Origin of the sequence: Sphingomonas azotifigens NBRC 15497 (genome assembly GCF_002091475.1) — a bacterium.
Taxonomy (GTDB): Bacteria; Pseudomonadota; Alphaproteobacteria; order Sphingomonadales; family Sphingomonadaceae; genus Sphingomonas; species Sphingomonas azotifigens.
This window is the reverse complement of the sequence record NZ_BCTR01000052.1, coordinates 33026-59773: the sequence shown is the minus strand read 5'-3', so window position 1 is coordinate 59773 and position 26748 is coordinate 33026. Positions and strand designations below refer to the sequence as shown.

Sequence of the window (26748 nt, the reverse complement as noted above, 5' to 3'; positions counted from 1 at the left end):
ATGGCCTTCCAGCGCGATAGCCCGTCCGTCATAGAGGCGGCGTGCGGCAGGGCTTGCCGCTGGCCCGGGGCTTTGAGATACTCGGCGCGCGAGGAAGGGGTCGCGTGACAGCAACAGGGCCGGGGGCGAGCGCGCGGTACGGCGCGTTCATCAGCTATAATCATGCCGATCGGGCAAAGGCGCGGGCATTGCACCGCGCGCTGGAGCGTTATCGCATTCCCGCCAAGCTCGTCGGGCATGCGGGTGCCTACGGGCCCGTGCCGCGCCGGCTGGGGCGGATCTTTCGCGATCTCGACGAGCTTTCCGCGGCCGGCGACCTCAGTGCCGAGGTGCGCGCCGCGCTGGCCGACTCGGCGTGCCTGATCGTCGTCTGCACCCCGGCCGGCGCCGCGTCGCAATGGGTGGCGCGCGAGATCACGCTGTTCCGCGAACTGCACCCCGATCGCCCGGTGCTCGCCGCGCTGTTCGCCGGCGAGCCGGCGGAAGCGATGCCCGAGGCGCTGCGGCGCACCGCCGATGGCAGCCCGACCGAGCCGCTCGCTGCCGATTTCCGCGAGGGCAAGGACGGCAGGCGGCTGGCGCTGCTCAAGCTGGTGGCGGGCGCGGTGGGCGTGCCGCTCGATGCGCTGGTCCAGCGCGACGCGCAGGCGCGAATGCGCCGCGTGACGGCCGTCACGCTCGCGGCGGTGGTGCTCGTGCTAGCGATGGCCGGATTGACGGTCTTGGCGGTCCGGGCCCGCGGGGAGGCGGAGGTTCGGCGCGCCCAGGCGGAGGGGCTGGTGGAATTCATGCTGACCGATCTGCGGGGCCGGCTGAAAGAAGTTGGCCGGCTCGACGTGCTTCGGGAAGCGAACGAACGCGCGCTGCGCTATTATGGCGAGCAGGACCTGGCCCAGCTGCCCCCCGACGTCCTGGCCCGCCGCGCCCGCGCGATCATGACGATCGGCGAGGATGCGCTGGAGGCGAAGGAAACCGCCCGCGCCCGCGCTGCTTTCGTCGAGGCCAACCGCATCACCGGCGCGCTGATCAAGCGCGAGCCCGACGAGTATGATGTGGTGTTCGCGCATGCCCAGAGCGAATTTTATATCGGTAATCTGCATTTCGAAGCGGGCGAACTTGCTGCCGCGGAGCCTCATTTCGAGGCCTATGCCCAGCTTGCGATTCGATTGATGGCGCTCAATCCCGCCGACCCACGCAGCGCGGAAGAGGTATCCTACTCTACGGGCAATGTGTGTGGGCTGCGGATGGAGCAGCGTCTGGCGGACCAAGCGGTATCGCTTTGTAGCGAAGCCGTCCGCGCCGCCAAAGCACTTGCGCGCCGAGATCCCAGTTCTGAGCAGCGCTGGCGAGATGTCGCTAACCGGCAGGGATGGTTGGCAGACGCTCAAGTTTTAGTTCACAACTTCAACGCGGCGCTGCAACTGCGGCGTGAGCAAGTTAGGCTACTCAAGGGCCTGCTGGATCGAGACCCGCAAAATGCGCGCAACCGACGTATGCTGATTACGGCGGAGCGCGCTCTCGCCAAGCGGGAAGCTTACCACGGTGAGCGCGAAATGGCGGTGCGCCGCATGCGTGCTGCCGTTGCTGATCTCCGTACAATGACGGAGTTGGATACCGAAAATCAAGAACTCGCTGCTAGATTGAGAGAAATGGAAGTTGAGCTTGTCAATCTAGAAAGGCGAAAAAAATGAATGGTCAATATCCTTTATCCATCTATCCGCCGTCGGATATCCGTCTAGTCAAACGATATCAGATTTATGTCAGCAGTAAGGGCGGGTATCCTGCCACCGATCTAAAATTTCATATTCTCGGCTATGAGGATGTTGATCGATTTGGCAACGGGAAGGAAGTAACTGCTGCGGACGACTTTACTAAGATCGTTCGCGACTTCGTTGTCGCGCCCCCAAAGATTGATCCCGGCCTTGCCAATCTGACAACGCCCGCGCCGACGCCGCTCGACTTTGTGGTGCGCAAGCCTTGCTGCGTCATTCTCAAGCTCATCGGTGACTTCTGGGAATATACGCCGAACAGCCTGTACGTCAGCACCAAGCATGAATACCCTGACGGGAAGTATCGCCGCGCGTTCCCGCTGCTGGACGATGACGGTCGTATAACCGCCGTGGGGTTTTTCGTTGAATATGTCACCAATCCGCAGCATCGTAAAACATGTGACGGACTCAATCTTTATGTAGACTTCTTGCAGGGAGATTTGCGCATGCCGACGATCATTGATCCGGAGGTGGAGAACAAGGGCAATCACGACTCGCTGCCACCGCCGGAGCCCAAGGATACCGACGACCAGGGTTGATCGGATCTTCGTTTGAACAACTGGGGGGTACGGCAGGGCGAATGACGTCGAGCGTGCTTGCGATCACGGCCCAGGCGCGCGCGGGGGCGCTCGACCGCGCCTGGCAGATGTTCCGCGACGCGGGCCTGGACCGTGTCTCGGACGACCCGGCGGTGCTCAGCCTCAAGGGGCGGCTCCTCAAGGACGAGGCGCTGCTGTTGCGGGGCGAGGCGCGCCGGGCGCATGCCCGCGAGGCGGCGGGGGCCTATGCCGCCGCCGCCCAGCTCGCGCCGGCCCCCTATCCGCTGATCAACGCGGCGACGCTGGCGCTGATCGCCGGCGACGTCGCGGGCAGCCGCGCGCTCGCCGCCGATGTCCAGGATCTGCTGCAGGCCGGCGTTCCCGACGAGACGCCCTATTGGCTGGGCGCGACCGAAGCGGAGGCACGGCTGCTCGCCGGCGACCGCGAATCGGCCGAGGCGGCGCTCGCCGGTGCCATCGCGCTGGCGCCGCGCGCCTGGGAGGACCATGCCTCCACGCTCCGCCAGTTTGCCGTGATCCTTGCCGAGCAGGGCGCGGCGGCGGGCTGGCTCGATGCCTATCGGCCGCCGCGCAGCCTGCATTTTGCCGGTCACATGCGCCTGCCCGAAGACGTGGCGGCGCTCACCGACGCCATCGATACGCTGCTCGCCGAGGAGCGGATCGGCTTCGGCTATGGCGCGCTCGCCGCCGGTGCCGATCTGCTGATCGCCGAACGGCTGATCGCCCGCGGCGCCGAGCTGCACGTGGTGCTGCCGGGCGATGTCGCCGCGTTCGTCGATCGATCGGTACGGCCGCATGGCGAGCGCTGGGTCGCCCGGTTCGAGGCGGCGCTGGCCGAGGCGGCGAGCGTCCAGGAGCTGGGCGAGGCGAGTCCTGCGGCGTTCATGCCGTCGATCCGGCTCGCCGATCTGATCGCGATGGGACGGGCGACGATGCATGCCGGGCTGCTCCAGTCCGAAGCGGTGCAGTTGCTGGTCGGCCCCGCGACGGTCGACGAGGTCGGTCAGAGCGCGCATGCCGGCGGCCTGTGGCGCAGGGCGGGCCGGCGCCAGCATCTGTTGCCGCTCCGCGCACCCGCCGCGTCGCCGGGCGCCGAACCGAGCGCGCCGCAGATCGTTGCGGTGCTCGCGCTCGATCTGCTCGGGGACGCGGTGGCGGAATGCACCGCGCTCCAGCACGACGTCGCGGCGCGGCTGCCGGCGGTGCAGCAGGCGCTGGCGGCGGTGCCGCCGATCGCGGCGCGCTGGTCGGCGCGGCGGCTGCTGCTGGGCTTTGCCGCGACCGGGGACGCCTATCGCGCCGCGGGCCGCATCTCGGCCACGCTCGGCAGCACCGGCCCGCTGCGGCAGGCGCTGCACATCGGCCTCGCCACCGCAATCGACGATTCGGTCACCGGCGCGCCGGTGCTGCTCGGCGGCGCCTTCGACCTTGCCGAACGCATCCTGAGCGTGACCGCCGCGGGCGCCACCTTCGCCAGCGAAGCCTTTGCCGCCAGCCTCGCCGCGTGCGAGGCCGAGGCGGGCAGGGCGGAACTGGTCGGCGAGATCGAGCTGCTCGGTCAGGCGCCGACCGTCCTCTACGCGCTCAAGCCGCCGGTCACACGATAAGCGCCTCGAGCCGCGCCGGGGCGACGATCTCCAGTCCCTCCTCGTGGCGCTGGACGATCCCGCGCCGCTCCAGCGCGGATACCGCGCGCGACACGGTTTCGCGCGCGGTCTGGACGCGCAGCGCCAGATCGGAGAGCACCGGCAGGGGGCGGATCCAGCGGCCATCCTGCTCGCGCGCCATCCGCAGCAGCTCGGCATGGACGCGGCCATTGGCGGACAGGGTGAGCCGTGCCGACACGAGCTGGGTCAGCGCGCCGAACTGGCGGACCATCGCTCGGGCGAGCACCACGCCGACACAGGCATGCCGTTCCGCCAGCGCGAAGAAGTCGGCGGTAGCGAAGCTGGCGATCGTCGCGGGGACGGCGGCGGTGAGGCCAGCGGCCTGGTCGCGGCTGGGATCGACGCCGCCGAAGATGTCGCCGGGGCGATGCTCGGCTACCTGGAGCACCCGGCCGTCCATCGTCACCATCGCCGCGCGCACATGCCCTTCCAGCAGCACCATCAACCGCTGGCAAGACTCGCCCTGGTGCACGATGGTCGCGCCGGTGGCGTGCCGACGCACGAGCGCGGCCGCAGCCAGCTCGGCCGCCACCGTCTCGCCGCAGCCGAAAAGTGTGGCGAGTCGCGTCGCCAGATCGAAGTCGCTTGCCCCCACGCCGAGTTCAGTGCCCACGCTGTCGCATCACCATGTTGGTTGGCGCGCGCCATGGCAAGTCCGATACGGATCGATGTCACCAGATTTGGATGTTTTCCTTCAAGCGGCGGCGGCGGCCGGCGAATTGACAATTTGATTGTCGATAGCGACACTCGCGACGGTCCCGCCGCCTGGCAGCGGAAAGGGCGGCAAGGGGACGGAGCGCGACCTGCTCCTGCGTGTTGGGGAGAAGGATCGTGTCCAAAGGTCATCCGTGCCGATCGCAGGCGCTGCGCCTGCGCGCTCTCGCTGCCGTTGCGGTACTCGCGATCCCGCTCGCGATGCCCGCGATGGCGCAGCAGGCCGAGCGCGGGGAAGCGCTGGTCGATCTGGTGAACCCGCTGATGGGCACCGATTCCACCTACGAACTCTCCTACGGCAACACCTATCCCGCGGTGGCGGTGCCCTGGGGCATGAACGCGTGGACGCCGGTCACCGGCAAGCCCGGCAGCGGCTGGGGCTATATGTACCATGACAACAAGATCAACGGCATCAAGCAGACCCACCAGCCCAGCCCGTGGATGAACGACTATGCCGCCTTCGCGCTCATGGCGGAGACCGGCCCGGTGCGGATCCGCGAGGCCGAGCGCGCCTCCTGGTACAGCCACAAGGCCGAGGAGAGCCACCCGTACAGCTACCGCGTCTACCTCGCCGATTACGACGTGACCGCCGAAGTGGCGCCGACCGCCCGCGCCGCACAGTTCCGCTTCACCTTCCCCAAGGCCGATGACGCGCACATCGTGCTCGACGCGCTTGCCGGCGGGTCTAGCGTCACCATCGATCGCGCGCGTCGCCGGATCAGCGGCTGGGTGCGCAACAACCATGGCGGCGTGCCGGGCAATTTCCGCAACTATTTCGTCGCCGAGTTCGACCAGGATTTCGCGGTCACGCGCAGCTGGGACGACAATTGGCAGCTCACCGCCGACGCCCAGCGCGAGGGCAACCATGTCGGCGCGGTGGTGAGCTTCGCGACGCGCGCCGGCGAGCAGGTGCACGTCAAGGTCGCCTCGTCGTTCATCAGCCAGGAGCAGGCTGAGCGCAATCTCGCCAGCGAAATCGGCGGCGACGGCTTCGAGCAGACCAAGGCCAAGGCCAAGGCGGCGTGGGAGAAGGAGCTCGGCCGCGTCCGCGTCACCGACCCCAGTCTCGACAACCGCCGCACCTTCTATTCGGCGCTCTACCGCATGCTGCAGTTCCCGCGCATGTTCTACGAGATCGATGCGCAGGGGAAACAGGTCCATTACAGCCCCTATGACGGGCAGGTGCATCCCGGCCCGATGTACACCGACAACGGCTTCTGGGACACGTGGCGCGCGGTCTTCCCCTGGTTCGCGTTGATGTACCGCGAGCGCGATGCCGAGATCCTGCAGGGCCTGGTCAACACCTATAAGGAAGGCGGCTGGCTGCCCGAATGGGCGAGCCCGGGCTATCGCGACGTGATGATCGGCTCCAACTCGGCGAACCTGATCGCCGATGCGTATCTGAACGGCGTGCGCGGCTTCGACATCGCGCCGCTCTACGAGGCGATGGTCAAGAACGCGACGACCAGCCAGGGGCGGCCCAGGGACAAGAAGGGCGAGGTGATCGGCGCGGTCGGGCGCGAGGGCGTCGAGTATTATAACCAGCTCGGCTATGTGCCGTACGATGTCGGCATCAACGAGAATGCCGCGCGCACGCTCGAATATGCCACCGCCGACTTCTCGCTTTCGCGCCTCGCCGCGGCACTGGGCAAGAAGGACGATGCCCGCCTCTATGCCGAGCGCGCGCAGAATTTCCGCAAGCTCTACGATCCCGAAAGCGGCTGGATGCGCGGTCGCAACAAGGACGGCTCGTGGGCGACGCCGTTCAATCCGTACAAATGGGGCGACGCCTTCACCGAGGGCAATGCGCTGCATTACAGCTGGTCGGTGATGCAGGACGTGCAGGGCCTGATCGACCTGATGGGCGGCGACGCCAAGTTCGTCGACCGGCTGGACTCGGTGTTCGCCACCGCGCCGATCTTCGACGACAGCTATTACGGCCAGGTGATCCACGAGATCCGCGAGATGCAGATCGTCGACATGGGCCAGTACGCCCATGGCAACCAGCCGATCCAGCACATGATCTATCTCTACGACTGGGCCGGCGCGCCTTGGAAGGCGCAGGCCCATGTCCGCGACGTGATGCGCAAGCTCTATGCCGCGACCCCGGACGGCTATCCGGGCGACGAGGACAATGGCCAGACCTCGGCCTGGTACGTCTTCTCCGCGCTCGGCTTCTATCCGGTGACGCCGACCGTTGGCCAATATGCGGTCGGCAGCCCGCTGTTCCGCAACGTCCGGCTCACCATGCCGGGCGGCAAGGTGCTGACGATCGAGGCGACCAACAACAGCGCCGAGAATGTCTACATCCAGTCCGCCACGCTGAACGGCCGCGCGTATAGCAAGCCCTGGCTGTCGCGCGAGGCGCTGCAGGCGGGGGGCACGCTGCGCTTCGTGATGGGGCCGACGCCGAACAAGAACTGGGGCGCACGCAAGGCCGATGCACCCTTCTCGATGAGCGCGCCGAAATGAGCGCGGGAAAATTGGAGAGGAACATGACCATCGCCACCCGTCGCCAACTCCTGCTGGGCAGCGGCACCGCCGCCATCGCCGCCGCGCTGCCGCGCACCGCCTGGTCCGCTGCCTTCGAGGCGGCGCGGCCCGATCTGTTCATCGGTACCGGCGGGCACGGCCATACCTTCCCGGGGCCGGCGCTGCCCTTCGGCATGGTCCAGCTGGGGCCGGATACCGACAACAGCCGCTGGGATGCCTGTTCGGGCTACCACAAGGACGATGCGACGATCCTGGGCTTCTCGCACACCCACCTGTCCGGCACCGGCATCGGCGACATGCTCGACGTGCTGGTGGTGCCGCGCCGCGGTCCGCTCAAACTCACCCCCGGCACGCTCGAAAAGCCCGAGGGCAGCTATCGCCAGCGCTATTCGGACGAGCATGCCGAGCCCGGCTATTATCGCGTCCGGCTGGAGTCGGGCGTGCTGGCCGAACTCACCGTCACCGAGCGTACCGGCCAGCACCGCTACACCTTCCCCAAGGGCGAGGGGCATATCCTGATCGATTTCGCCCATGCGATCATCGACAGCTGGGACAAGGGCACGCTGGTCGAGGACGCGTCGCTCGCGCTTTCGCCGGACGGGTTGCTCACCGGCAGCCGCAAGGTCAATCGCTGGGCCAAGGGGCGGCACATCCACTTCGCGATGCGGCTGTCGCGCACGCCCAGCCGCGTGCAGTTCTTCGGCGACGACGATGCGCCAGCGCCTGCCGGTGCGACCGGCGTCACCGGCAAACGGCTCAAGGTCGCCTTCTTCTTCGACGATGCGGGCGCCGCGCCGATCGAGATCAAGACCGGCATCTCCGCCATCGACGTCGCCGGCGCCAAGGCGGCGCTCGCGGCCGAAGCGCCCGGCTGGGCGTTCGACGCCACCCGTGCGGCGGCGGCACGGACCTGGACGCGCGAGCTGGACAGCATCCGCGTCGAGGGCGGCACGCCCGCGCACCGCACCATCATGGCGAGCGCGCTCTACCATGCCTCGCTCTCGCCGACGCTCTTCACCGATTGCGACGGCCGCTATGTCGGGCTCGACCGGCAGGTCCACCAGGCGCCGAGCGATGCGCCCGCCTACAGCACCTATTCGCTGTGGGACACGTACCGCGCGCTGCACCCGCTGCTCACGCTGATCCGCCCGGACATGGCAACGCGCTTCACCCAGGACCTCGTCCGCCAGACCCAGCAGAGCCCCTATGGCCCGCCGGTCTGGCCGCTCCAGGGTGTCGAGACCGCGTGCATGATCGGCTGGCACGCCGTGTCCGTGCTCGCCGAAGCCCGCAACAAGGGTATCCAGGCCGATTATGCCGCCGCCTGGCCCAAGATCCGCGCGCGCGCCTTCGACCGGACCTTCCCGGACATCGACAGCACGCTCGGCCGCGGCTTCTATTACGACCTCGGCTATGTGCCCGCCGACAGGGTTTGGGAGTCGGTCAGCCGCACCCAGGAATATGCCTATGACGACTGGGCGATGGCGGTGCTCGCCGACGCGGCCGGCGCGCACGACGATGCGGCCGCGCTGCGCAAGCGTGCGCAGAACTATCGCAACGTGATCAGCACCGAGATCGGCTTCGCCCGCCCGCGCTTTGCCGACGGCAGCTGGTGGAAGGACTATGACCCGATCCAGCTCGGCCATAACCCCGACAAGCAGCGCGACTATACCGAGGCCAATGGCTGGCAGGCGACCTTCCTCAACCAGCACGACGTCTACGGCCTGATCGCGCTGTTCGGTGGGGACCAGAAGTTCGAGGCCAAGCTCGATGCGCTGTTCACCGCGCCCTCGACGCTGCCGAAGAACGCGCCGCCGGACATTTCCGGCCTGGTCGGCCAGTATGCGCATGGCAACGAGCCCAACCAGCACGTCGCCTATCTCTATGCCTATGCCGGGGCGCCGTGGAAGACCCAGGCGATGGTCCGCCGCCTGTGCAACGAGATGTACAAGGCCGATCCGGACGGCGTGATCGGTAACGACGATTGCGGCCAGACCAGCGCCTGGTTCATCCTCAGCGCGCTCGGTTTCTATCCGGTCGATCCGGTGAGCGGCGTCTATGTGTTCGGCTCGCCCTTGTTCGACCGTGCCGAGATGCAGCTGGGCGGCGGGCGAACGCTGGCCATCCGCGCGATCGGCAATGCACCGGACCGACCCTATGTCCAATCGGTGACGTGGAACGGCGTACCCTGGACGCGGAACTGGATCGGTCATGCCGATTTCGTGCAGGGCGGCGAACTGGTCTTCACCATGGGCTCCGCGCCGTCACGCTTCGGCGCTGCCAAGGCAGATCGGCCGCCGTCGTTCGGGCGCCTTTCCGCCTGACCGATATCTGCGCGTGGCGCCGCTTGGAGGCCGCTAAATCGATTGCATGCGGACCAGATTGTAACCTTTCAGCAACGCCCGGAAAAATATCGCAATCAAATTTATGATCTCTGCAACGCGGTTGTTGCCTGCGTGAAACCAGCATGACACCTTCTGGTAACCAAGCTTGGAAAGGTTTGTCGGGGTCCTGAACGGCGTCCGCGCCGGCCGCGCTTCCCCCGGAGCACGGCAGCTCCCTGATGCACTGGCTCCCGGCGGATGGTTAGCAAGAGGGGACCTATTCATGATGCTAAGGGGAGTATGGGCCAGCAGCTGTTGCGTGGCCGCGTTGATGGCGGTGCCTGCCGCCGCCCAGACCAGCGACAACCAGCAGAACCAGCCGGTTTCGATCGGCGATCCGGTCGCCTCCGCCAAGCTGGCCGAGGAAGCGCCGCAGGACGGCAACAGCGGTGCCATCGTCGTCACCGGCACGCGCATCGTCCGGCTGAACAACCGCTCGGCCGCGCCGATCGTCACCACCACCGCCGCCGAGATCGCCGCGCAGGGCGCGACCACGATCGAGGAAGTGACCAACCGCCTGCCGCAGGTGCAGGTAAATTCCGAGCAGAATTTCAGCGACTCCGAAGGTCGCCAGCGCATCAAGCTGCGCAGCCTTGGCTATGAGCGCACGCTGATGCTGATCGACGGCCTGCGCTTCGGCCTGCCCAATTCGATCGACGTCGGCATCATCCCGAACGCGCTGGTCGAGCGGATCGACGTGCTAACCGGCGGCGCCTCCTCGGTCTATGGTTCGGACGCGGTCGCGGGCGTCGTCAACTTCGTGATGAAGAAGAACTTCACCGGCATCCGCATCGACGGCAACTACAGCTTCTTCAACCACAGCAACCGCACCAGCGCGGTGACCGACGCGGCCACCCGCGCCGGCTTCAATTCGCCGATCGGCATGAAGAACGACGGCGGCCGGGCCGATGTGAGCATCGCCGCCGGTACCAACCTGTTCGACGGCCGCGTCAACATCTCGGCCTTTGCCGACTATCGCCAGTCGAGCCTGGTGCGCCTGCGCGACCGCTCCAATTCAGTCTGCGAAGTGATCACAAGCAGCCCGAGCTCGCCCTACGCCTGCTCGCGCGCCAGCTACACGCCCGCCGGCACGATCATCCCGCGCTCGGGCCCGAGCAGCGGGCAGGTGCTGGTCAACAATCCCAACGGCAACGGCACCTTCATCCCGATCAACAGCGGTCCGGCCGGCACCTCGGCCAACCCCTATGACGACTGGGCGTGGCAGCGTCCGTTCGATCGGATCAACGCCGGCGGCTTCCTCACCGCGCAGATCGACGATCACATCGAGCTGTACAGCAACGTGCTGTATTATCGCGACAAGTCGTACAACACGCAGCTCAACCGTACCTTATCGTACAGCGCCCTCGGTGTTGCGCCGTACCAGGTGAACTGCGACAACCCGTTCCTCTCGACCTCGCAGGCGCAGACGCTTTGTGGCGCGAACGCAGGTGTGGCGGGGCAGTTCGCGCCGCTCGACGTACGGTATCGCTTCGACTCGCAGCCGCTGGTGCAGGACCAGTATACCAACGCCGGGTATCGCATCACCGCCGGCCTGCGCGGTCGGGTGCTGGATAAAGTCTGGTCCTATGACGTTGCCGGCATGCTTTCGCGCGGCCAGCTCGACACGATCGATGAGCCCTTCGCCAGCGCCACCAAGATCAACCGCTCGCTCAACGTGGTGAACGTCAACGGGCGCCCGACCTGCCAATCGGTAAAGGACGGCAGCGACCCCGCCTGCGTGCCGTTCAATGCTTTCGCACCGTTCAATAACGATTCGGCGCTGAACCGCTATCTGTACGGCGGCGCGACCGGCGGCATCGCCAAACGCATCCCGCGACTGTTGCAGTTCCTCGGTACCGTCAGCGGCGATCTCGGCAAGTACGGCATTAGCTCGCCCTTCGCCGAACAGGGCATCGCGGTGGCGTTCGGCGCCGAATATCGTAGCGAGATGGACCGCACCGACTATAACGAGGTGTATCGCGAGAATAACGGCAGTGGTGCCAACACGCGTGCGACCCAGACCATCCTCGAGGGCAACTTCGAAATGCAGGCGCCGCTGGTCGAGCACCGGTCCTGGACCGACCTGCTGCAGCTGAACGGCGGCTACCGTCTGTCGAAGTACAACCGCCTCGATAGCAAGTTCGGCACCTGGAAAATCGAAGGCATCTGGGCGCCGATCGCGGACATCACGTTCCGCGCCTCGATCAACAAGTCGCAGGCGGCGCCGGGTGTCGGCGCGGCAGCGAATGCGGCGATCGTCAACTTCAGCCGGGGCTTCTATGCGGATCCGTGCGCGCCCCAGGTCAATGCGGCGAACCCGAACGGCCCGCGCGTCGCGCCGTCCTGGTCGGCAGCGCAGTGCGCCCGGACCGGTCTCGCGGCCAACCTCTATAACAGCGCCACGCTGATCTGCCCGGACGATGCCTGCACCGTGCGGGAAGGCGGCTTCGCGCTTAAGCCGGAAACCGCCTACAGCAAGACGTTCGGCGTCGTGCTGCGCCCGCGCTTCGTGCCGGGCCTGACGGTGTCGATCGATCGCTGGCTGATCGACCTTCAGGACCAGCTCGAATTCTTCAACCCGCTCGACTGGCTCAATGGCTGCCTGTCCACCGGCAACAACTATTATTGCCGCGGCATCAAGCGCAACGCGGACGGTACGCTCTTCAGCCCGCCGACCGGCACCCCGGCTACCGGCTGGGTCTCGCGGGGCTCGACCAATGGCTACAAGTCCAAGTCGCATGGCTGGGACTTCCAGGGCCAGTATAATGTCGGCCTCGGCAAGGTCGGGTCGCTCGACATGAGCTTCAACGGCACGCTGATGACGCTGGTCGGCAGCCAGGGCGCGCCGGACATCACGCCGCGCGACTGCACCGGCTATTTCGACAGCGGCTGCGGCGAAAGCATGCCGACCTGGTCGCACCAGTTCCGCACCACCTGGCTGGCGCCGAACCGCATCGGCAGCGTGTCGCTCAACTGGCGCCACCGCAGCGGCATGCCGCGGACGGTCTATGCGCCGGCCAGCACCGGCATCCCTGCGCTGCCCGATGGCGACAAGCGCGATCAGTTCAAGGGCATCAAGGCCTATGACTGGTTCGATCTGTCGCTGACCTTCGACGTCACCAAGCGCATGACGTTCCGCCTGACCGCGAACAACCTGTTCGATCGCGATCCGCCGATCGTGCCGGACAGCCGCAGCCGCATCGGCCTGCTGCGCGGCAACACGATCATGGGCTATGACCTGCTCGGCCGCCAGCTGGTCGCCGGCGTTTCGCTGCGCCTGTAACGGCACGGCTCCCAAGCCCCCGGCGGCAGTGCCTCCGGGGGCTCTTCATGTGTTCCGCAACTTCTCCTGCCCCCTCCCCCTGACCCCGGCCTTGATGCCTTGAAAAGGTCGGGCGTATTCGCCTCGAATTGGTCTGATCTGTCAGCGTTGGCGGCTGTTTATTTCGCATTCGGAACGAAACGACGCGTGTGTTGTTGTGCGTGTTGCAACACATTTTTCGAACATTGTCGTTTCGTGACAATCAATACTGTGAATATATCCATTTCGGTGGTAGATGTGCCCTGCGATTCGCGAGTAGGTTCATCGACACTGAGGGGATAACAATGATACGATTCACCACGTTGTTGGTGGGCGCGATGGCGCTCACCCTGTCGGCGCCGGTATCGGCGGCGGATCTACGCTCCGGGATGGGCGGCGCGGCCGGCTATGGGCAGCAGGTTCTGCTGCCGAACGATGACAATTTCAGTTCGGTCCTGAACAGCCCGTTCAACATCAACTTTTTCGGCTATTCGGGGTCGTCGTTCTTCGTCAACAACAACGGCAACATCAGCTTTGGTCGCGGCTTGTCGACCTATACGCCCCAGCCGTTCAACGGTTCGTCCCAGGCGCCGATGATTGCGCCGTTCTGGGCGGATGTGGATACCCGCTGTAGCGGCTGCGGCGCGGTCTATCTCGGTTCGCAATCGGCGAACAGCTTCACCGTCACTTGGAACGATGTCGGTTATTACAATCAGCACGGCGACAAGCTGAACAACTTCCAGATGACGCTCACCAAGGCGGGCAATAGCGGCGACTTCGACATCGAGTTCCGCTACAACCGCCTCGAATGGACGACGGGGGATGCCAGTGGCGGCGCCGATGGGCTGGGGGGGACGCCTGCCCAGGCGGGGTTCGACGCAGGCGACGGCACGCACTTCTTCTCGCTGCCGGGATCATTCTCGAGCAGCGGCGCGCTCAACTTCATGAATATCACCAACGTGCCGGGCGGCGAGGCGGGTCTCTATCTGCTGTCGATCCGGAACGGCGAGGTTCTCGCGGACGGCTCCTCGGCATCGGCGCCGCTGCAGCCTTCGGCGCCGCCCACGCCCGAGGATCCGGGCTATCACTTCGAATTCAATATCCTGCCGAACCAACGGATCTTCGTCGATCCGATCGTCTCGGTCGGCTATGATTTCCAGGTCGGTGCCGGTGGTCCGAACATCCTGACCGCGTTGCTGCCGGATCTGGGCGATGCCGACGGCTATCTGATCTATCTGCTGTCCGATCTGCTGCATCCGTATCTGACCGGCGTCGGCGCCGGCGGGAACCCGTTCCTGGTCGATTTCAGCGCGCTGGGCGGCGTCTCCGGCTTCCGTGTCGCCGGCATCAATCCCGCGCTGGGTCTCGACCCGACGAATAGCAACGCGTTCGTCACCGGCCTGACCTTCGACGTGGCCAGCTCGACCGCGGTGAGTCTCACCCAGACCCCGCTTACCGTGGACACGAACGCGCCGCCGAGCGGCGTCCCTGAACCGTCCAGCTGGGCAATGCTGCTGGCCGGCTTCGGGGTTCTCGGGGGCCTGCTGCGCCGCCGCCCCGCGCGCGTCGTGGCGACCGCCTAAGGCGTAGGGAGAGGATGCGCCGCGGGCTCGCAAGGGCTCGCGGCGCATTCATCCGTTTTGCGGAGGCTACCGGAAGGTCAGCGTCTTGTTGCGGTAGTCAACGACGAAGCGCTGGGCCTTCAGCCGATCGAGTCCCAGGATGATGCCGGGCGTGTCCGTCAGCCGAAGGCTTTTGAACACCGGCAAGTCTGCGACGAAGAATGGCTTTTCGGCGAAGACGCGGTCGCCGACGCTGAGTGCGCCGAGCGTCCGGATGCTGCCGCCGGCGCGCTGGCTGCCCGCGGCGCCGGCGATCGAAGAGGATCGCGCGTCCCCGGCAGACGCTGCCGCGGCCAGTGCCGCGGCCTTCGCATTCGCCACGCTGGTCGCCGCCCCGCTGTCGAGCACCAGCGTGACGTCCTGTCCGTTCAACTTGCCCGCGAACAGGATGATGCGTCCGCGCTGCCGGAACGGCACCACCACGTCGCCTTGCGCCGCTTCCGCCGTGCGCTCCCCGATTCCGATCCGGCCGCCCGGCGCGTCGAACGCCAGCACGGTACGGTCGAGCCAGTCGGCGCCGAGAATGCCGTCGATGCCTTCGAGCGGGGCCGGGCGTGCGAGCCGAACCGGCGACAAGGGCTTCGATCGTCCCGCTACGGTCAGTGCCCGCAGCCGATAGACCAGCGCCTCGCCATGCGCGGCCGCGCCCTGGACCGGCACGGCACCGATCGGATGGACGTCGAGCCGCTCCAGCGCGTCCTCGAAGAGCACCGTGGAGCTGGCTCCGGTGTCGAGCACCATGCGACCGGGCTTGCCGGCCACGTCGACGGCGAGGCTCGCCAGCCCCTCCTTCGTGATCGTTATCGGCACCCAGACGGTGTTCGGCTCGGCAAGCGCAACTGGTTGCGGGCGATCCGGCGCAGGTGCGGCCGAAATCATCGCCCATGAGAAGGCGGCGATCAGCAGGCTCTTGGCCGATCGGTGGCGAAGCATGGTGGTCCTTTCGATGTGGATCGACGCCTGCACGCGGCGGCGTGCCCATGGCGCGTCCGCGCGGTGGAAGCGCGCTCCGTATCTGCGAGATGGTACCGACCGTGTTGCTCGTGTGAAGCACCATGGGGTTAGCGATCGCGTGTCATTGGAGGGGCGGTGCGCTGCACGAATTTTCCGGAATGGATGCGATCATGCCGCGCCACCGCACCCGCTGCCTTGTTCCGGCAATGTGAGGGAGCGGTGCTAACCTCAAGCTATATATCAGATTAAAATCACTATGACGTCAAGATGAACTATTGGCGCTGCAGCGACATGTTTGATGCGCGATTTGTTACCAAAACGCACCGGTTTCGTCCCACGGGTTTAACATCGCCCGGTCATCGGCGGGAAATACAAACCGGGGGATTTGGAAATATGAACGATTCGTACCGCCTGTCGCTGCGCCTCCTGCTTGCAGTGACCGCGTCGACGCTGTCGCTGGCACCGCCCGCCCGCGCCGCCGCCGCGCCGGATCCGGACACGCGCGCTGCCGACAGCGACGAGAACCAGCAGCTCGCGGACATCGTCGTCACCGCGCAGAAGCGGCCCGAGAATCTGCAAAAGACCCCGATCGCGATCTCGGTGCTCACGGCCGACGCGATCGCCAACCGGCATGTCCAGTCGCTCAACGATCTTGGCGACGGCGCCATCCCCTCGCTCAAGGTCGCGCCCTTCTATTCGCGCAACTCGGCGCTGATCGTGAACATCCGCGGCGTCGGCGTGCTGTCGGACAGCAACCAGCCGGCGCGCGACCAGGGCGTCGGCGTCTATGTCGACGGCGTCTATCTCGGCCGTGCCCAGGGCCTCGGCACCGCGCTCTACGATGTGCAGAGCATCGAAGTGCTGAAGGGCCCGCAGGGTACGCTGTTCGGTCGCAACACCGAAGGCGGCGCGGTCAACATCGTCACCAAGAAGCCTTCCGGCGAGTTCCACCTGAACACGACCGCCGGTTTCGGCAATTACGGCGCCTACAAGGGCGAGGCGCACCTCGACCTGCCGGCCGTCGCCAATGTCTCGGTCAAGCTCGACGGCCTGTTCACCTATCGCAAGCCGCTGGTGAAAAACCCGCTGAACGGCGCCTATGGCTTCAACTATTTCGACAAGCGCGGCCTGCATGCCGAAGCGCTGTGGAAGCCCATCGACGGATTCAGCGCCGACTATTCGTTCGACATCTCCTATGATGCCTCGACGCCGCTCTACCTGCAGCTGCTGGCGCCCCCGACGGCGGCGACGGTGAAGACCGCCGCCATCGCCACCTTGCAGACCAGCCGCGCCACCACCGCCAATGTCGGCGTGCCGGAGCAGCCGAGCGTCGGCAAGACGCATGGCCACCGCCTGACGCTCGACTATCAGGCGCTGGACCAGCTCCAGCTCAAGTCGATCACCTCGTACCGCCAGCTCAACCAGAGCCAGTATGACAATGGCTCGGCGTCGACGACGATGATCACCCAGGTCAAGAATGGCGTGGCCGATTTCACCGGCTTCAACTTCAGCCGCTACAGCCTCGCGATGTTCGACCAGAACCAGTTCAGCCAGGAATTCCAGGCGATCGGCGAACTGCCGCGCGTACAATATGTCGCCGGTGCGCTCTACTATCAGGAAAATGTGACGGACAACGCCCAGGCGTTCGCCACCAACCAGTTCACCAACGCCGCCGGCAGCGCCTACACGATCCTGTCGCTCGACTATGCCGCGCAGCGCATCGACCGCGCCAGCCACGTCAAGACCACCAGCGTCGGCGTGTTCGGCCAGGCGATCTATACGCCGCCGGTCGCGGGCGACATCCTGCACCTCACCGTGGGCGCGCGCTGGACCAAGGACAAGAAGAAGGGGCAGCTCTTCACCATCAACGGCGCCGTACCGTCGGTGAACGGCGTGAAGGCGCCGCTGGACCTCAATTCCTCCTGGTCGCGCGTCGATCCGCTGGTCAATCTGGCGGTGGACGTGACCGAGGACGTGCACGTCTATGGCAAGTGGAGCACCGGCTACAAGTCGGGCGGCGCCAATTCGCGCTCGCTGTTCTACGCGCCGTTCAACCCGGAAACGCTGTCGATGTTCGAAATCGGCGCCAAGACCGAGTTCTGGGACCACCGCGCCCGCCTGAACCTGGCCGCGTACACCGCCGCCTACAAGAACATCCAGCTCGACTTCAGCGCGCAGTACCAGCAGTTCGATGCGCAGGGGAACTTGCTCACCACGCTGCGCACCACCACCGAGACCTACAACGCGCCGGGCACCGGCCGCGTGAAGGGCATCGAGGCCGACTTCACCGTCACCCCGCTGAGCGGCCTGACGCTGAACGCAAGCTATGCCTACAACAAGGTGAGCATCCCGGCGACCAAGAACCCGTTCCGCCAGAGTGACGGGACTGTCATTGCCTTCCCGATCCCGATCTACCCGGTCTACACGCCGACCAATGCGGCCAGCGGTTCGATCGACTACGAGAAGCCGATGAACGGCTACAGGATCCTCGCCCATCTAGACGGCAATTACGACAACGGCTTCTACGTCAATTATAACGATCCGTCGTTCGACGGCAAAACCGGCACCGTCCTGGTCAAGCAGCCCAAGGGCGACAAGTCGCTGATCTTCAACGGTCGCATTGGCATCACCGACATCGCGGTTTCCGATACCGCCAAGGTCGGCGTCTCGCTCTGGGCCCGGAACCTCTTCAACGAACAGCACCTGTTCTACAAGTCGTTCACCACCACGTCCGGCACGTCGGGCTTCTTCAACGAGCCGCGCACCTGGGGCGGCGAAGTCAACATCCGCTTCTGACGATTGGGGGAGGTACCATGCGCCGCCACCTGCTTCGCTTGCTCGCACCCTGCGTGTTGCTCGCCCCGGTGGCGGCGCTTGGCCCCGTCGCACTGGCGCGGCAGGCCGTCGTCGCCAGCGCGTCCGCCCATCCGCGGCTGTTGCCGCTGGAGGGCGGCCGCAACTTCCGCGATCTCGGCGGCTATCGCACCAGCGACGGCCGCACCGTCAAATGGGGCATGCTGTACCGTTCGGGATCGATGCACGGGCTGACCGAGGCGGATTTCCGGACGCTCGACAAGCTCGGCATCCGGACGGTGTGCGACCTGCGCGACCGCCGCGAGCGCGCCGCCGAGCCGGTCCACTGGCCCAATGCCGACATGCCGCGGGTGCTGAGCGACGACTATGATCTCGACCTGCGCTTCCTGCCCGCCGGTTCGCCGAAGGAATGGACGCCGGACAAGGTGCGCACCGCAATGGCTGCGTCCTATCCGCGCATGCTCGAGCAGTTCAACGGCCAGTACCGGCGGATGTTCGCCGAGCTGCTCGCCGGCCATGCCCCGCTCGCGTTCAACTGCTCGGCGGGCAAGGATCGCACCGGCATCGCGGCGGCGCTGCTGCTGACCGCGCTCGGCGTGCCGCGCGCGACGGTGATCGACGATTACCTGCTGACCAATGTCTATCTCGATCCGGCCAAGCTGCTCGGCAGCGGGGCCGGCGCCAGCCCGCTCGCGGCCTTGCCGCCTGCGGTGGTGCAGCCGCTGCTCGCGGCCGATCGCAGCTATATCGAGGCGGCGCTGGCGGTGGTCGATGCCCATCCCGGCGGTGCCGAGGGCTATCTGCAGGACGCGCTTGGCCTGTCGAAGGGCGACCTCAACCGGCTGCGCGATCTTTATCTGACCCGCGGCTGAGGCGGTACCACCACCGGCCCGCGGCGTCCGGCCCTTGCGGGATCCGGACGCCGGTCACCTATCACGCCGCGGCGGGGAGCGGCGGGGAGCGGCGGATAGTCGGTGTAGCCTCGCGCATCGCCGCCGAAGAAGCTGGCGGGATCGGGCGCGTTGAGCGGGGCGTTCAGGGCAAAGCGCCGCGGCAGATCAGGGTTGGCGATGAACAGCTTGCCGAACGCGATGGCATCGCCGCGCCCTTCGGCGAGCGCGCGGGTGGCGCTGGCCTTGTCATAGCCGCCGGCAAGCAGCAGCTTGCCCGGATAGAGCGCGCGCATCAGGCGGATGATCGCGTCCCAGCGCGGGTCATAGGCGGTGTCGGTCTCGACGCCGAGCGTGGTCGGCTCGACGAGGTGGAGATAGGCGAGGCCGCGCGCGCCGAGCCCGCGGGCGATATGGCCGAAGGTCTGTTCGGGCGTGTCGTCGCCCATGCCGATGAACCGGCCCATCGGGGTGAGGCGCACGCCCACCCGATCGGCGCCGACGGCGGCGGCGACCGCATCGACCACCTCGAACAGGAAGCGGGTGCGGTTCTCGATCGAGCCGCCATAGGCGTCGGTGCGATGGTTGCTGTTGCTGTTGATGAACTGGTCGATCAGATAGCCGTTGGCGGCGTGGATCTCGACACCGTCCATGCCCGCCGCGATGGCGTTGCGCGCGGCCTGGGCATAGTCGGCGACGATCGCGCGGATGCCGGCAAGATCGAGCGCCTGCGGGCGCGGGATGTCCGCCCAGGCGCCGTTGCCCTGCGCATCGAGGATGAAGGTCTTGCCCGGCACGTCCATTTCGCTGGGCGCGACCGGCGCCGCGCCCCCCGGCTGAAACACCGGGTGCGAGACCCGGCCGACATGCCAGAGCTGCATGACGATCCGCCCGCCTTCGGCATGCACGGCATCGGCGACCTTGCGCCAGCCGGCGATCTGCGCGTCGCTGTGGATGCCCGGCGTCCAGGCATAGCCCTGGCCCTGTTGCGAGATCTGGGTGGCCTCGGTGATGATCATCCCGGCGCCGGCGCGCTGGCGGTAATAGTCCACGTTCATGTCGGTCGGCACGTTGCCGCCGCCGGCGCGCGAGCGGGTGAGCGGCGCCATCACGATCCGGTTGGGGAGGGCGATGCGGCCGAGCGTGACCGGCGAAAAGAGCGTGGGGTGCATGGTCGGGATCCTTGGCGTGGGGAAGAGACAAGGGGTGCCCGCGCCGTTCCCCGAGGGGGAGGTGGCGAACGGCGCGGGCGTGCAGCGCTCAGGCAGCCTTGCGGCGGCCGGCGAGCTGCAGGGCGGAAGCGAGCAGGGCGAGGCCGATGCCGAGCGCCGAGACCGCGGTCCAGCCACCGGCATTCCAGGCGGCGGTCGATGCCGCCGCACCGCCGGCACCGCCGAGGAACATCGATCCCATGAAGATCGTGTTCAGCCGCGAGCGGGCCTCGGGGCGCAGCGCGTAGACGATGTGCTGGTTGGAGACGAGCACGCTCTGCACCGCGAAGTCGAGCAGGATGCAGCCGATCACCAGCCCGGCCACGGCATGCCACACCCCGAACACGATCCACGAGACGACCGTGAGCAGCGTGCCGGCGAGGATCACCCGGTGCGGGCCGCTTTTGTCGGCGATGCGGCCGGCAACGGGGGCGGCGAGGATGCCGATCGCACCGACGATGCCGAACAGTCCGGCGATTTCCGATCCCAGGCCGAAGCGCGGGGTCTGCAGGTAGAGCGCGAGGATCGACCAGAAGGCGGTGAACGCACCGAACAGCAGCGCCTGGGTCACCGCGGCGCGGCGCAGTTCGCCGAATTCGGCCCAGAGATGCGCGAGCGAGCGCAGCAGGCTGGCATAGCTATGGTCGCTCGTCGGCTTGCTGTGCGGCAGCGTGACGGCCATCAGCAGCGCGGCACCAAGCGCCAGCGGCACGCCCAGCCAGAACATCGCCCGCCAGCCTTCGTGCGCGGCGACGAAGCCGGCCAGTGTGCGGCTGAGCAGGATACCGCAGAGCACGCCCGACATCACCGTGCCGACGGTTGCGCCGCGCTTCTCGGGCGAGGAGAGCTGCGCTGCGAAGGGCACGATCTGCTGCGCCACCGTCGCCGAGGCGCCGAGCAGCAGCGAAGCAATCAGGAGCAGCATCGACGAGGGCGCGAGCGCGGCGCCGACCAGCCCGGCCGCGAGCACCAGGAACTGGATCACGATCAGCCGGCGCCGCTCCACCAGGTCGCCCAGCGGCACCAGCGCGAACAGGCCGAGCGCATAGCCGAGCTGGGTGGCGGTGGGGACGAGGCCGGTCAGGCTGCCGGGCATCTCGCCTTCGAGGATGCCGAGCATCGGCTGGTTGTAATAGATGTTGGCGACGGCGAGACCCGCCGCCACCGCCATGGCGAAGTTCAGCCCGCGGCCGAGGTGCGGCGCGACGGCGCCGGGGGAAAGCATCGTGGCATGCATGCGACGGTCCTCACAAGGTGGTTGCCGGCGCTGGCCTCCTCCCGTTGCCTGGGCAGCCATGTCGGCGGTTTCGATGCCGCGGATATGGCATTGTAACGGATGTGGCGGTACTCATCCGAATCGTTAGGTCAGTATAACGGGAATCGATGCAATGGATCTCGCGGAACTGGCGATCTTCGTCGAGGCGGTGCAGGCCGGCAGCATCGCCGGGGCCGCGCGGCGGCTGGGTATCGGCGCAATGGCGGCGTCGCGCGGGCTGGCGGCGCTGGAGCAGGAGGTCGGCGCGCGGCTGGTCCACCGGACGACGCGCGCGCTTTCGCCGACCACCGCCGGCGAGGCGTTCCTGCCGCATGCCCGCGCGATGCTGGAGGCGCAGGCCAACGGGATCGCGGCGGTGCGGCCGAGTGGGGCGGGGCTGGCCGGCATGCTGCGCATCACTGCCTCGGCGGCGTTCGGGCGCAAGGTGGTGGCACCGATGATCCCAGGTTTCATGCGCGCGCACCCGGCCCTGCAGGTAGAACTGCTGATGACCGACGAGCAGGTCGACATCGTCGCCCGCGGGATCGATGTGGCGGTACGGATCGCCAAGCTGCGCGACAACCACCTCGTCGCGCGCAAGCTGGCGGACAATCCCCGTCGGCTGGTGGCGTCTCCCGCCTATCTGGCGGAGCGCGGCATGCCGCAGCGGATCGAGGATCTGGCCGAACACCATTGTCTGCTGCCCACCAACCACAGCCACTGGGCATTCGTGCAGGCCGGCAAGCGGATCCGGCAGCGGGTGGCCGGGCCGTTCACCGCCAATTCGATCGAGGCGATCCACCAGGCCTGTCTGGGCGGCCTCGGCATCGCCAATCTGTCGAGCTGGGATGTGGATCCGGCAATTCGCAGCGGCGCGCTGGTCGATATTCCGCTCGAGGACGGCATCTCCGATCCGCTCGCCATCTGGGCGGTCTATCCCACCGCGCAACTCGTACCGCCCAAGGTGCGCGCGTTCATCGACGCGCTCGACCAGGCACTGCGCAAGGTACTGGCGGCGAATTGAGCGCGGCGTCTCAGCCACTCAGCCCGATCGCCGCCTTCACCACCTCTGGCGTGAGCGGCATGTCGCGCAGCCGGGCGCCGGTCGCATCGGCGATGGCATTGGCCAGCGCCGCGCTGGTCGGGCCCTGCGCGGTTTCGCCGGCGCCAAGGAACGGATCGCCCGGCCGGTCCATCACGTGGACGGCGACCGATCCCGGAACTTCCTCGAAGCGCAGGATCGGATAGCTGCCCCAGTCGAAGCTGGTGCGGCGGGTGGCGTCATAGGTCACCGCCTCGCGCGTCGCCCAGCTCAGCGACTGGAGGATGCCGCCCTCCACCTGGTTGCGGATGCCGTCGGGCGAGGCGGGCTGGCCGGCATCGACCGCCGCCTGCACCCGATGGACGATAATCGCGCCGGTCTCCCGCTCGACCTCGATTTCCATCGCGATCGCGCAATAGGCGCCGATATTCTTGTAGCGGGCAAAGGCCATGCCGCAGCCGCGTCGGCCGTCGCCGCGCGGACGCTTTGCCCAGCCGAAGCGGTTGGTCGCCTCGATCATCACCGCCCGCGCGCGTTCGTCCTGCATATGCGCAAGGCGGAAGGCGAGCGGATCCACGCCGCCGGCCAGCGCCAGTTCGTCGAGGACGCTCTCGATCGTGAAGACGTTGAGATGCGCGCCGAGCGAGCGCAGCGCCGAGACGCGCAGCGGCATCTCCGGCACGAAATGATAGCGTACGTCCATGTTGGGGAAGACGTAGAGCGGGTTGGCGTTCCGGTCGCCGTCGCCCTCAGGCATCGGGATCGGCTTGGGCGGCGGCGCAGGGAAGCCGGGGGTGATCTCCTGCGCGACCGCATAGCCGCCCGCGCCGACCGGGCGGTTGTTGTGCGAGTTGCTCCACACCTCATAGTTCCAGTGCGCGATCCGCTTGTCCGGGCCGATCGCCGCCTCGACGCGGGTGACCATGCCGCAGCCGCACGGTTCCCAGCCGAATTCCTGTTCGCGCATCCATTGCAGGCGAATCGGGCGGCCGGGCAGCGCCATCGCGATCAGCCCGGCCTCGGCAGTGACGTCGTCGGCGCCGTTCTGGCCGTAGCAGCCCGCCGAGGGCGTGTGGATGCAGCGCACTTTCTCCGGCGCCAGCCCGACCAGCTCTGCGACGGCGCGGTGCATGTCGAACACGCCCTGGCTGTGCGACCAGAGCGTCAGCCCGCCATCCTTGGCCAGCGCCACCGCGCAGGAGGGGCCGATCGAGCCATGGCTGTACCAGGGACGGCTGTAGCTGCCGCGCACGGTCTTCCATACGGGCTTCGCGCCGTCGTGCGTGTCGAGCACCTGGATTTCGCGGGTTGGCAGCTTCTGCAGCCGATGCGGCCCGTCTTCCACCGGCAGCGGTGGCAGGTCCCGGATATAGTCGCTGTCCTGTGCGACGCGCATTGCCTGGATCGCCTGCCATTCCTTCTCGGCGACCACGGCGGCGAAGCGACCATTCTCGATCACCGCGACTACGCCCGGCATCTTGCGCGCGCGATCGAGCTGCGGCCTGGCGAGACGGGTGCCGTAGCTCGGCCCGCGCACGACGCGGGCGTGGAGCATGCCGGGTAGGCGCAGATCCTGCACATAAGCGGCACCGCCGGTGAGCTTGGCGGGGAGGTCGATGCGCGGCAGGTCGTGCCCCAGCGTGCGATAGTGGCGCGGATCGCGGCGCGGGGCGTTGGGGATCGCTTCGACGCTGAGCGACAGGTCCGCCGCTAGCGCGCCATACCCTAACATGCGGCCATCGGGCGCGGTCACCTGCGCCTTGCCGTTGGTGGAGAGCGTGTCGGCGGCGGCACCCCAGCGCTTCGCCGCGGCCTGGGTCAGCAGCATCCGGACATTGGCGCAGGCATTGGCGATGGCGGTGCCGCCGTCCTGCATCGAATGGCTGCCGGCGGTAAGCCCCTCGTCGGGGGTGCGGGCGGTGTCCGCCGTGACGAGGTCGATCGTGGTGGGTGGCACGTCCAGCTCTTCCGCCGCGACCTGGCGCAGCGCGGTACGGATGCCCTGGCCGAGCTCGGCCTTGCCCGAGAAGACGGTGATCTTTCCATCGGCGGCGATATGCACCCAGCTGTCGAGCACCGGGTTGCTCTTCAGGCTGCCGGGCAGGTCGGGCCGCACCGGCCTGGGCGCCGCGCCACCCTCGCCGCCGCCGGCGAGCTGGGCGAGGCCGTGCCCCGCCATGCCGAACGCGACGAGCAGGCCGCCGCTCGCCAGCAGCTGGCGCCGATCGAAGGTCATGCGCCGGCTCCGTCGTTGGGGACGCCGGCGACCCGGCGGATCGCGCGGAGGATGCGCATATGGGTGCCGCAACGGCAGAGATTGGTCTGCATGTGCGCACGGATCTTCGCCTCGTCCGGGTGCGGATCGGCGTCGAGCAGGGCCTGGGCGCGCATGATCATGCCCGCGATGCAATAGCCGCACTGTGCCGCCTGCTCGTCGCGGAATGCCTGCTGCAGCGGGCTCATCCGATCGATGGTGCCCAGCCCCTCGACGGTGCGCACCGGCCGATCGCCCACCGCCGAGACGGGGGTGACGCAGGAGAACACGGCCTTGCCGTCCAGCTGCACCGTGCAGGCGCCGCACTGGCCGAGGCCGCAGCCATATTTTGCACCGTTGAGCCCGAGATCGTCGCGCAGCACATAGAGCAGCGGGGTTTCGGGGCTGGCATCCACCTGGTGGCGGGTGCCGTTCACGGTAATGCTCAGTGTCATGGCTGGGCGCCCTCCTTGCGGGCCTTGGCGACGGCGGCGGACAATTTCTTCCAGTCCGGCTGGTCGGTGTAGCGGGCGCGGAGATAGCCGAGCACTGCGGCGACCTGCCGGTCGGTCAGCGTATCGGCGAAGCCGGGCATCTTGGGGCCGCGTCCGGCGATCGGCGGCTCGATCCCCTGCAGCACCGCCTGGGCCGCGCTGGTCGGGTCGGTGTCGCGGAGTACGGTGGCGAGCGAGAGCAGCGGGCGGCCCTGGCCCAGCATCGGTGCGCCGGGGCCATGGCAGCCGGCACAGGCTCCGGCGAACAGCACGGCGCCTTCGGGGAAGGCCCGGGCGGCCGCGTCGGCATGATCGGGCAGCGGCGGGATGGGCGCTGCGGGGCTGCCGCCCATCCTCGAGACGATATAGGCCGCGATCGCGCGCACTTCGCCTTCGGGCACCTGCGAGAGACTCTCTACCACCGGGCCCATCGGGCCGGCCGCGGCGCTGTGATCGGGCGAAATGCCGGTGCGCAGATAGGTGACCAGCGCCTCCTGGGTCCACGTGCGCGCGGCCGGATTGCTGGTGTCGAGCGGTGGCGCGCGCCAGCCCTCGGCAATGCCGCCGGCATAGGCCTGCGAGCGAATCTCGCCGCCGGCGAGGTTGCGGGGCGTGTGGCAGCCGCCGCAATGGCCGAGGCCTTCGACCAGATAGGCGCCGCGATTCCACTCGGACGAGCGCATAGGGTCCACCGGGGTCTCGCCATGATGGAGGAACAACAGCTTCCAGCCGGCGAGCAGCGGGCGGAAGCCGAGCGGGAAGATCAGCCGGTTGGCGGGCGCCGCTTCGCGTACCGGGCGGCGCGTCATCAGGAAGGCGTAGAGCGCATCCAGATCGGCATCGCGGACATGGGTGAAATGCTCATAGGGCAGCGCAGGATAGAGATGCGCGCCCGAGCGGCTGACCCCGTCCTGCATCGCGCGGCGGAACGCGGCGGCAGACCAGTTGCCGATGCCGGTCTCCGGATCGGGCGTCAGATTGTCCGAATAGAGTGTGCCGAACGGCGTCGCCAGTGGCCTGCCGCCGGCCAGCGGGCGCCCGCCCTCGCGGGTGTGGCATACCGCGCAGTCGCCGAGCTTCGCCAGCATCGCGCCGCGCGCCACTTGCTCGGGGGCGAAGCTGCCGGGTGCTGGCGGGGCGATCGGGGCGATGGCCGGGCGCCAGCTGAGCGCCAGCGCGATCAGCGCGCCCGCCACCGCGAGCAGCAACAGCGCCAGCAACCAGCGGGTCCGGCCGCGCACCCCGCCCAGCATGGTGACCATGGATGCAATTCCCCTCGAGCGACACTGCGCACGGAATCGATGTGCCGCGAGGCGAAGGCGGG

The 26748-nt window shown here is 67.5% G+C and carries 17 protein-coding genes; 10 read left to right on the top strand and 7 right to left on the bottom strand.

What is annotated here, in order from left to right; all coding sequences use genetic code 11:
• Positions 1-41: 41 nt before the first annotated feature.
• The 3 genes from SAZ01S_RS16680 to SAZ01S_RS16670 are packed head-to-tail and all read left to right on the top strand — an operon-like array spanning position 42 to position 3936.
• Complete coding sequence (locus SAZ01S_RS16680; protein WP_084583411.1) at positions 42-1691, top strand: toll/interleukin-1 receptor domain-containing protein; 1650 nt, start codon at positions 42-44, stop codon at positions 1689-1691.
• The gene (locus SAZ01S_RS23755) at positions 1688-2308 is read left to right on the top strand and encodes a nucleotide synthetase (protein ID WP_139810116.1); all 621 of its coding nucleotides are present in this window, start codon (positions 1688-1690) and stop codon (positions 2306-2308) included. Before SAZ01S_RS16680 ends, SAZ01S_RS23755 begins: the two co-directional genes overlap by 4 nt.
• A 41-nt stretch (positions 2309-2349) precedes the next feature.
• Positions 2350-3936 carry a TRAFs-binding domain-containing protein gene (locus tag SAZ01S_RS16670; RefSeq protein WP_084583409.1) on the top strand — a complete coding sequence of 529 codons (1587 nt, stop codon included), beginning with the start codon at positions 2350-2352 and terminating at the stop codon, positions 3934-3936.
• Here the strand turns inward: SAZ01S_RS16670 and SAZ01S_RS16665 are convergent.
• The gene (locus SAZ01S_RS16665; RefSeq protein WP_084583408.1) at positions 3926-4609 is read right to left on the bottom strand and encodes a Crp/Fnr family transcriptional regulator; all 684 of its coding nucleotides are present in this window, start codon (positions 4607-4609) and stop codon (positions 3926-3928) included. The genes SAZ01S_RS16670 and SAZ01S_RS16665 overlap by 11 nt on opposite strands.
• Before the next feature lie 218 nt (positions 4610-4827).
• Here SAZ01S_RS16665 and SAZ01S_RS16660 point away from each other — a divergent pair, with 218 nt between their 5' ends.
• The 4 genes from SAZ01S_RS16660 to SAZ01S_RS24465 all read left to right on the top strand — a co-directional run bounded on the left by SAZ01S_RS16660 (position 4828) and on the right by SAZ01S_RS24465 (position 14471).
• Positions 4828-7182 carry a GH92 family glycosyl hydrolase gene (locus SAZ01S_RS16660; protein WP_439951234.1) on the top strand — a complete coding sequence of 785 codons (2355 nt, stop codon included), beginning with the start codon at positions 4828-4830 and terminating at the stop codon, positions 7180-7182.
• 23 nt (positions 7183-7205) lie between these two features.
• Positions 7206-9527 (top strand): GH92 family glycosyl hydrolase, encoded by a 2322-nt coding sequence (locus SAZ01S_RS16655; protein WP_084583407.1) that lies wholly within the window; start codon positions 7206-7208, stop codon positions 9525-9527.
• 319 nt (positions 9528-9846) lie between these two features.
• Positions 9847-12870: a TonB-dependent receptor plug domain-containing protein gene (locus tag SAZ01S_RS16650; protein WP_245824954.1), complete on the top strand. Its 3024-nt coding sequence runs from the start codon at positions 9847-9849 to the stop codon at positions 12868-12870.
• Between the two features lie 323 nt (positions 12871-13193).
• Entirely contained in the window at positions 13194-14471 is a 1278-nt protein-coding gene (locus SAZ01S_RS24465) for a nidogen-like domain-containing protein (protein WP_174596137.1), read from the top strand.
• Between the two features lie 66 nt (positions 14472-14537).
• Here the strand turns inward: SAZ01S_RS24465 and SAZ01S_RS16640 are convergent, their stop codons facing one another.
• Positions 14538-15443 carry a retropepsin-like aspartic protease gene (locus SAZ01S_RS16640; RefSeq protein WP_139810115.1) on the bottom strand — a complete coding sequence of 302 codons (906 nt, stop codon included), beginning with the start codon at positions 15441-15443 and terminating at the stop codon, positions 14538-14540.
• 414 nt (positions 15444-15857) lie between these two features.
• Here SAZ01S_RS16640 and SAZ01S_RS16635 point away from each other — a divergent pair, with 414 nt between their 5' ends.
• Both SAZ01S_RS16635 and SAZ01S_RS16630 read left to right on the top strand, forming a co-directional pair.
• Entirely contained in the window at positions 15858-18260 is a 2403-nt protein-coding gene (locus SAZ01S_RS16635; RefSeq protein WP_084583404.1) for a TonB-dependent receptor, read from the top strand.
• Positions 18261-18277: 17 nt separating this feature from the next.
• Positions 18278-19150, top strand: a complete 873-nt coding sequence (locus SAZ01S_RS16630) for a tyrosine-protein phosphatase (RefSeq protein ID WP_084583403.1) — start codon at positions 18278-18280, stop codon at positions 19148-19150.
• On the opposite strand, the gene SAZ01S_RS16625 is transcribed toward SAZ01S_RS16630, so the two are convergent.
• On the bottom strand, positions 19132-20340 hold the full coding sequence (locus SAZ01S_RS16625; RefSeq protein WP_084583402.1) for an alkene reductase: 1209 nt from the start codon (positions 20338-20340) through the stop codon (positions 19132-19134). The genes SAZ01S_RS16630 and SAZ01S_RS16625 overlap by 19 nt on opposite strands.
• A gap of 88 nt (positions 20341-20428) precedes the next feature.
• Complete coding sequence (locus SAZ01S_RS16620; protein ID WP_084583401.1) at positions 20429-21616, bottom strand: MFS transporter; 1188 nt, start codon at positions 21614-21616, stop codon at positions 20429-20431.
• A 151-nt stretch (positions 21617-21767) separates the two neighbouring features.
• Here SAZ01S_RS16620 and SAZ01S_RS16615 point away from each other — a divergent pair, with 151 nt between their 5' ends.
• A complete protein-coding gene (locus SAZ01S_RS16615; protein ID WP_084583400.1) occupies positions 21768-22658 on the top strand; it encodes a LysR family transcriptional regulator in 891 nt (296 codons plus the stop codon).
• 10 nt (positions 22659-22668) lie between these two features.
• On the opposite strand, the gene SAZ01S_RS16610 is transcribed toward SAZ01S_RS16615, so the two are convergent.
• The 3 genes from SAZ01S_RS16610 to SAZ01S_RS16600 are packed head-to-tail and all read right to left on the bottom strand — an operon-like array spanning position 22669 to position 26686.
• Positions 22669-24912 (bottom strand): xanthine dehydrogenase family protein molybdopterin-binding subunit, encoded by a 2244-nt coding sequence (locus SAZ01S_RS16610; protein ID WP_084583399.1) that lies wholly within the window; start codon positions 24910-24912, stop codon positions 22669-22671.
• Complete coding sequence (locus SAZ01S_RS16605; protein ID WP_084583398.1) at positions 24909-25385, bottom strand: (2Fe-2S)-binding protein; 477 nt, start codon at positions 25383-25385, stop codon at positions 24909-24911. The genes SAZ01S_RS16610 and SAZ01S_RS16605 overlap by 4 nt, the downstream gene beginning before the upstream one ends.
• Positions 25382-26686: a cytochrome c gene (locus SAZ01S_RS16600; RefSeq protein WP_245824952.1), complete on the bottom strand. Its 1305-nt coding sequence runs from the start codon at positions 26684-26686 to the stop codon at positions 25382-25384. Before SAZ01S_RS16600 ends, SAZ01S_RS16605 begins: the two co-directional genes overlap by 4 nt.
• Positions 26687-26748 lie beyond the last annotated feature (62 nt).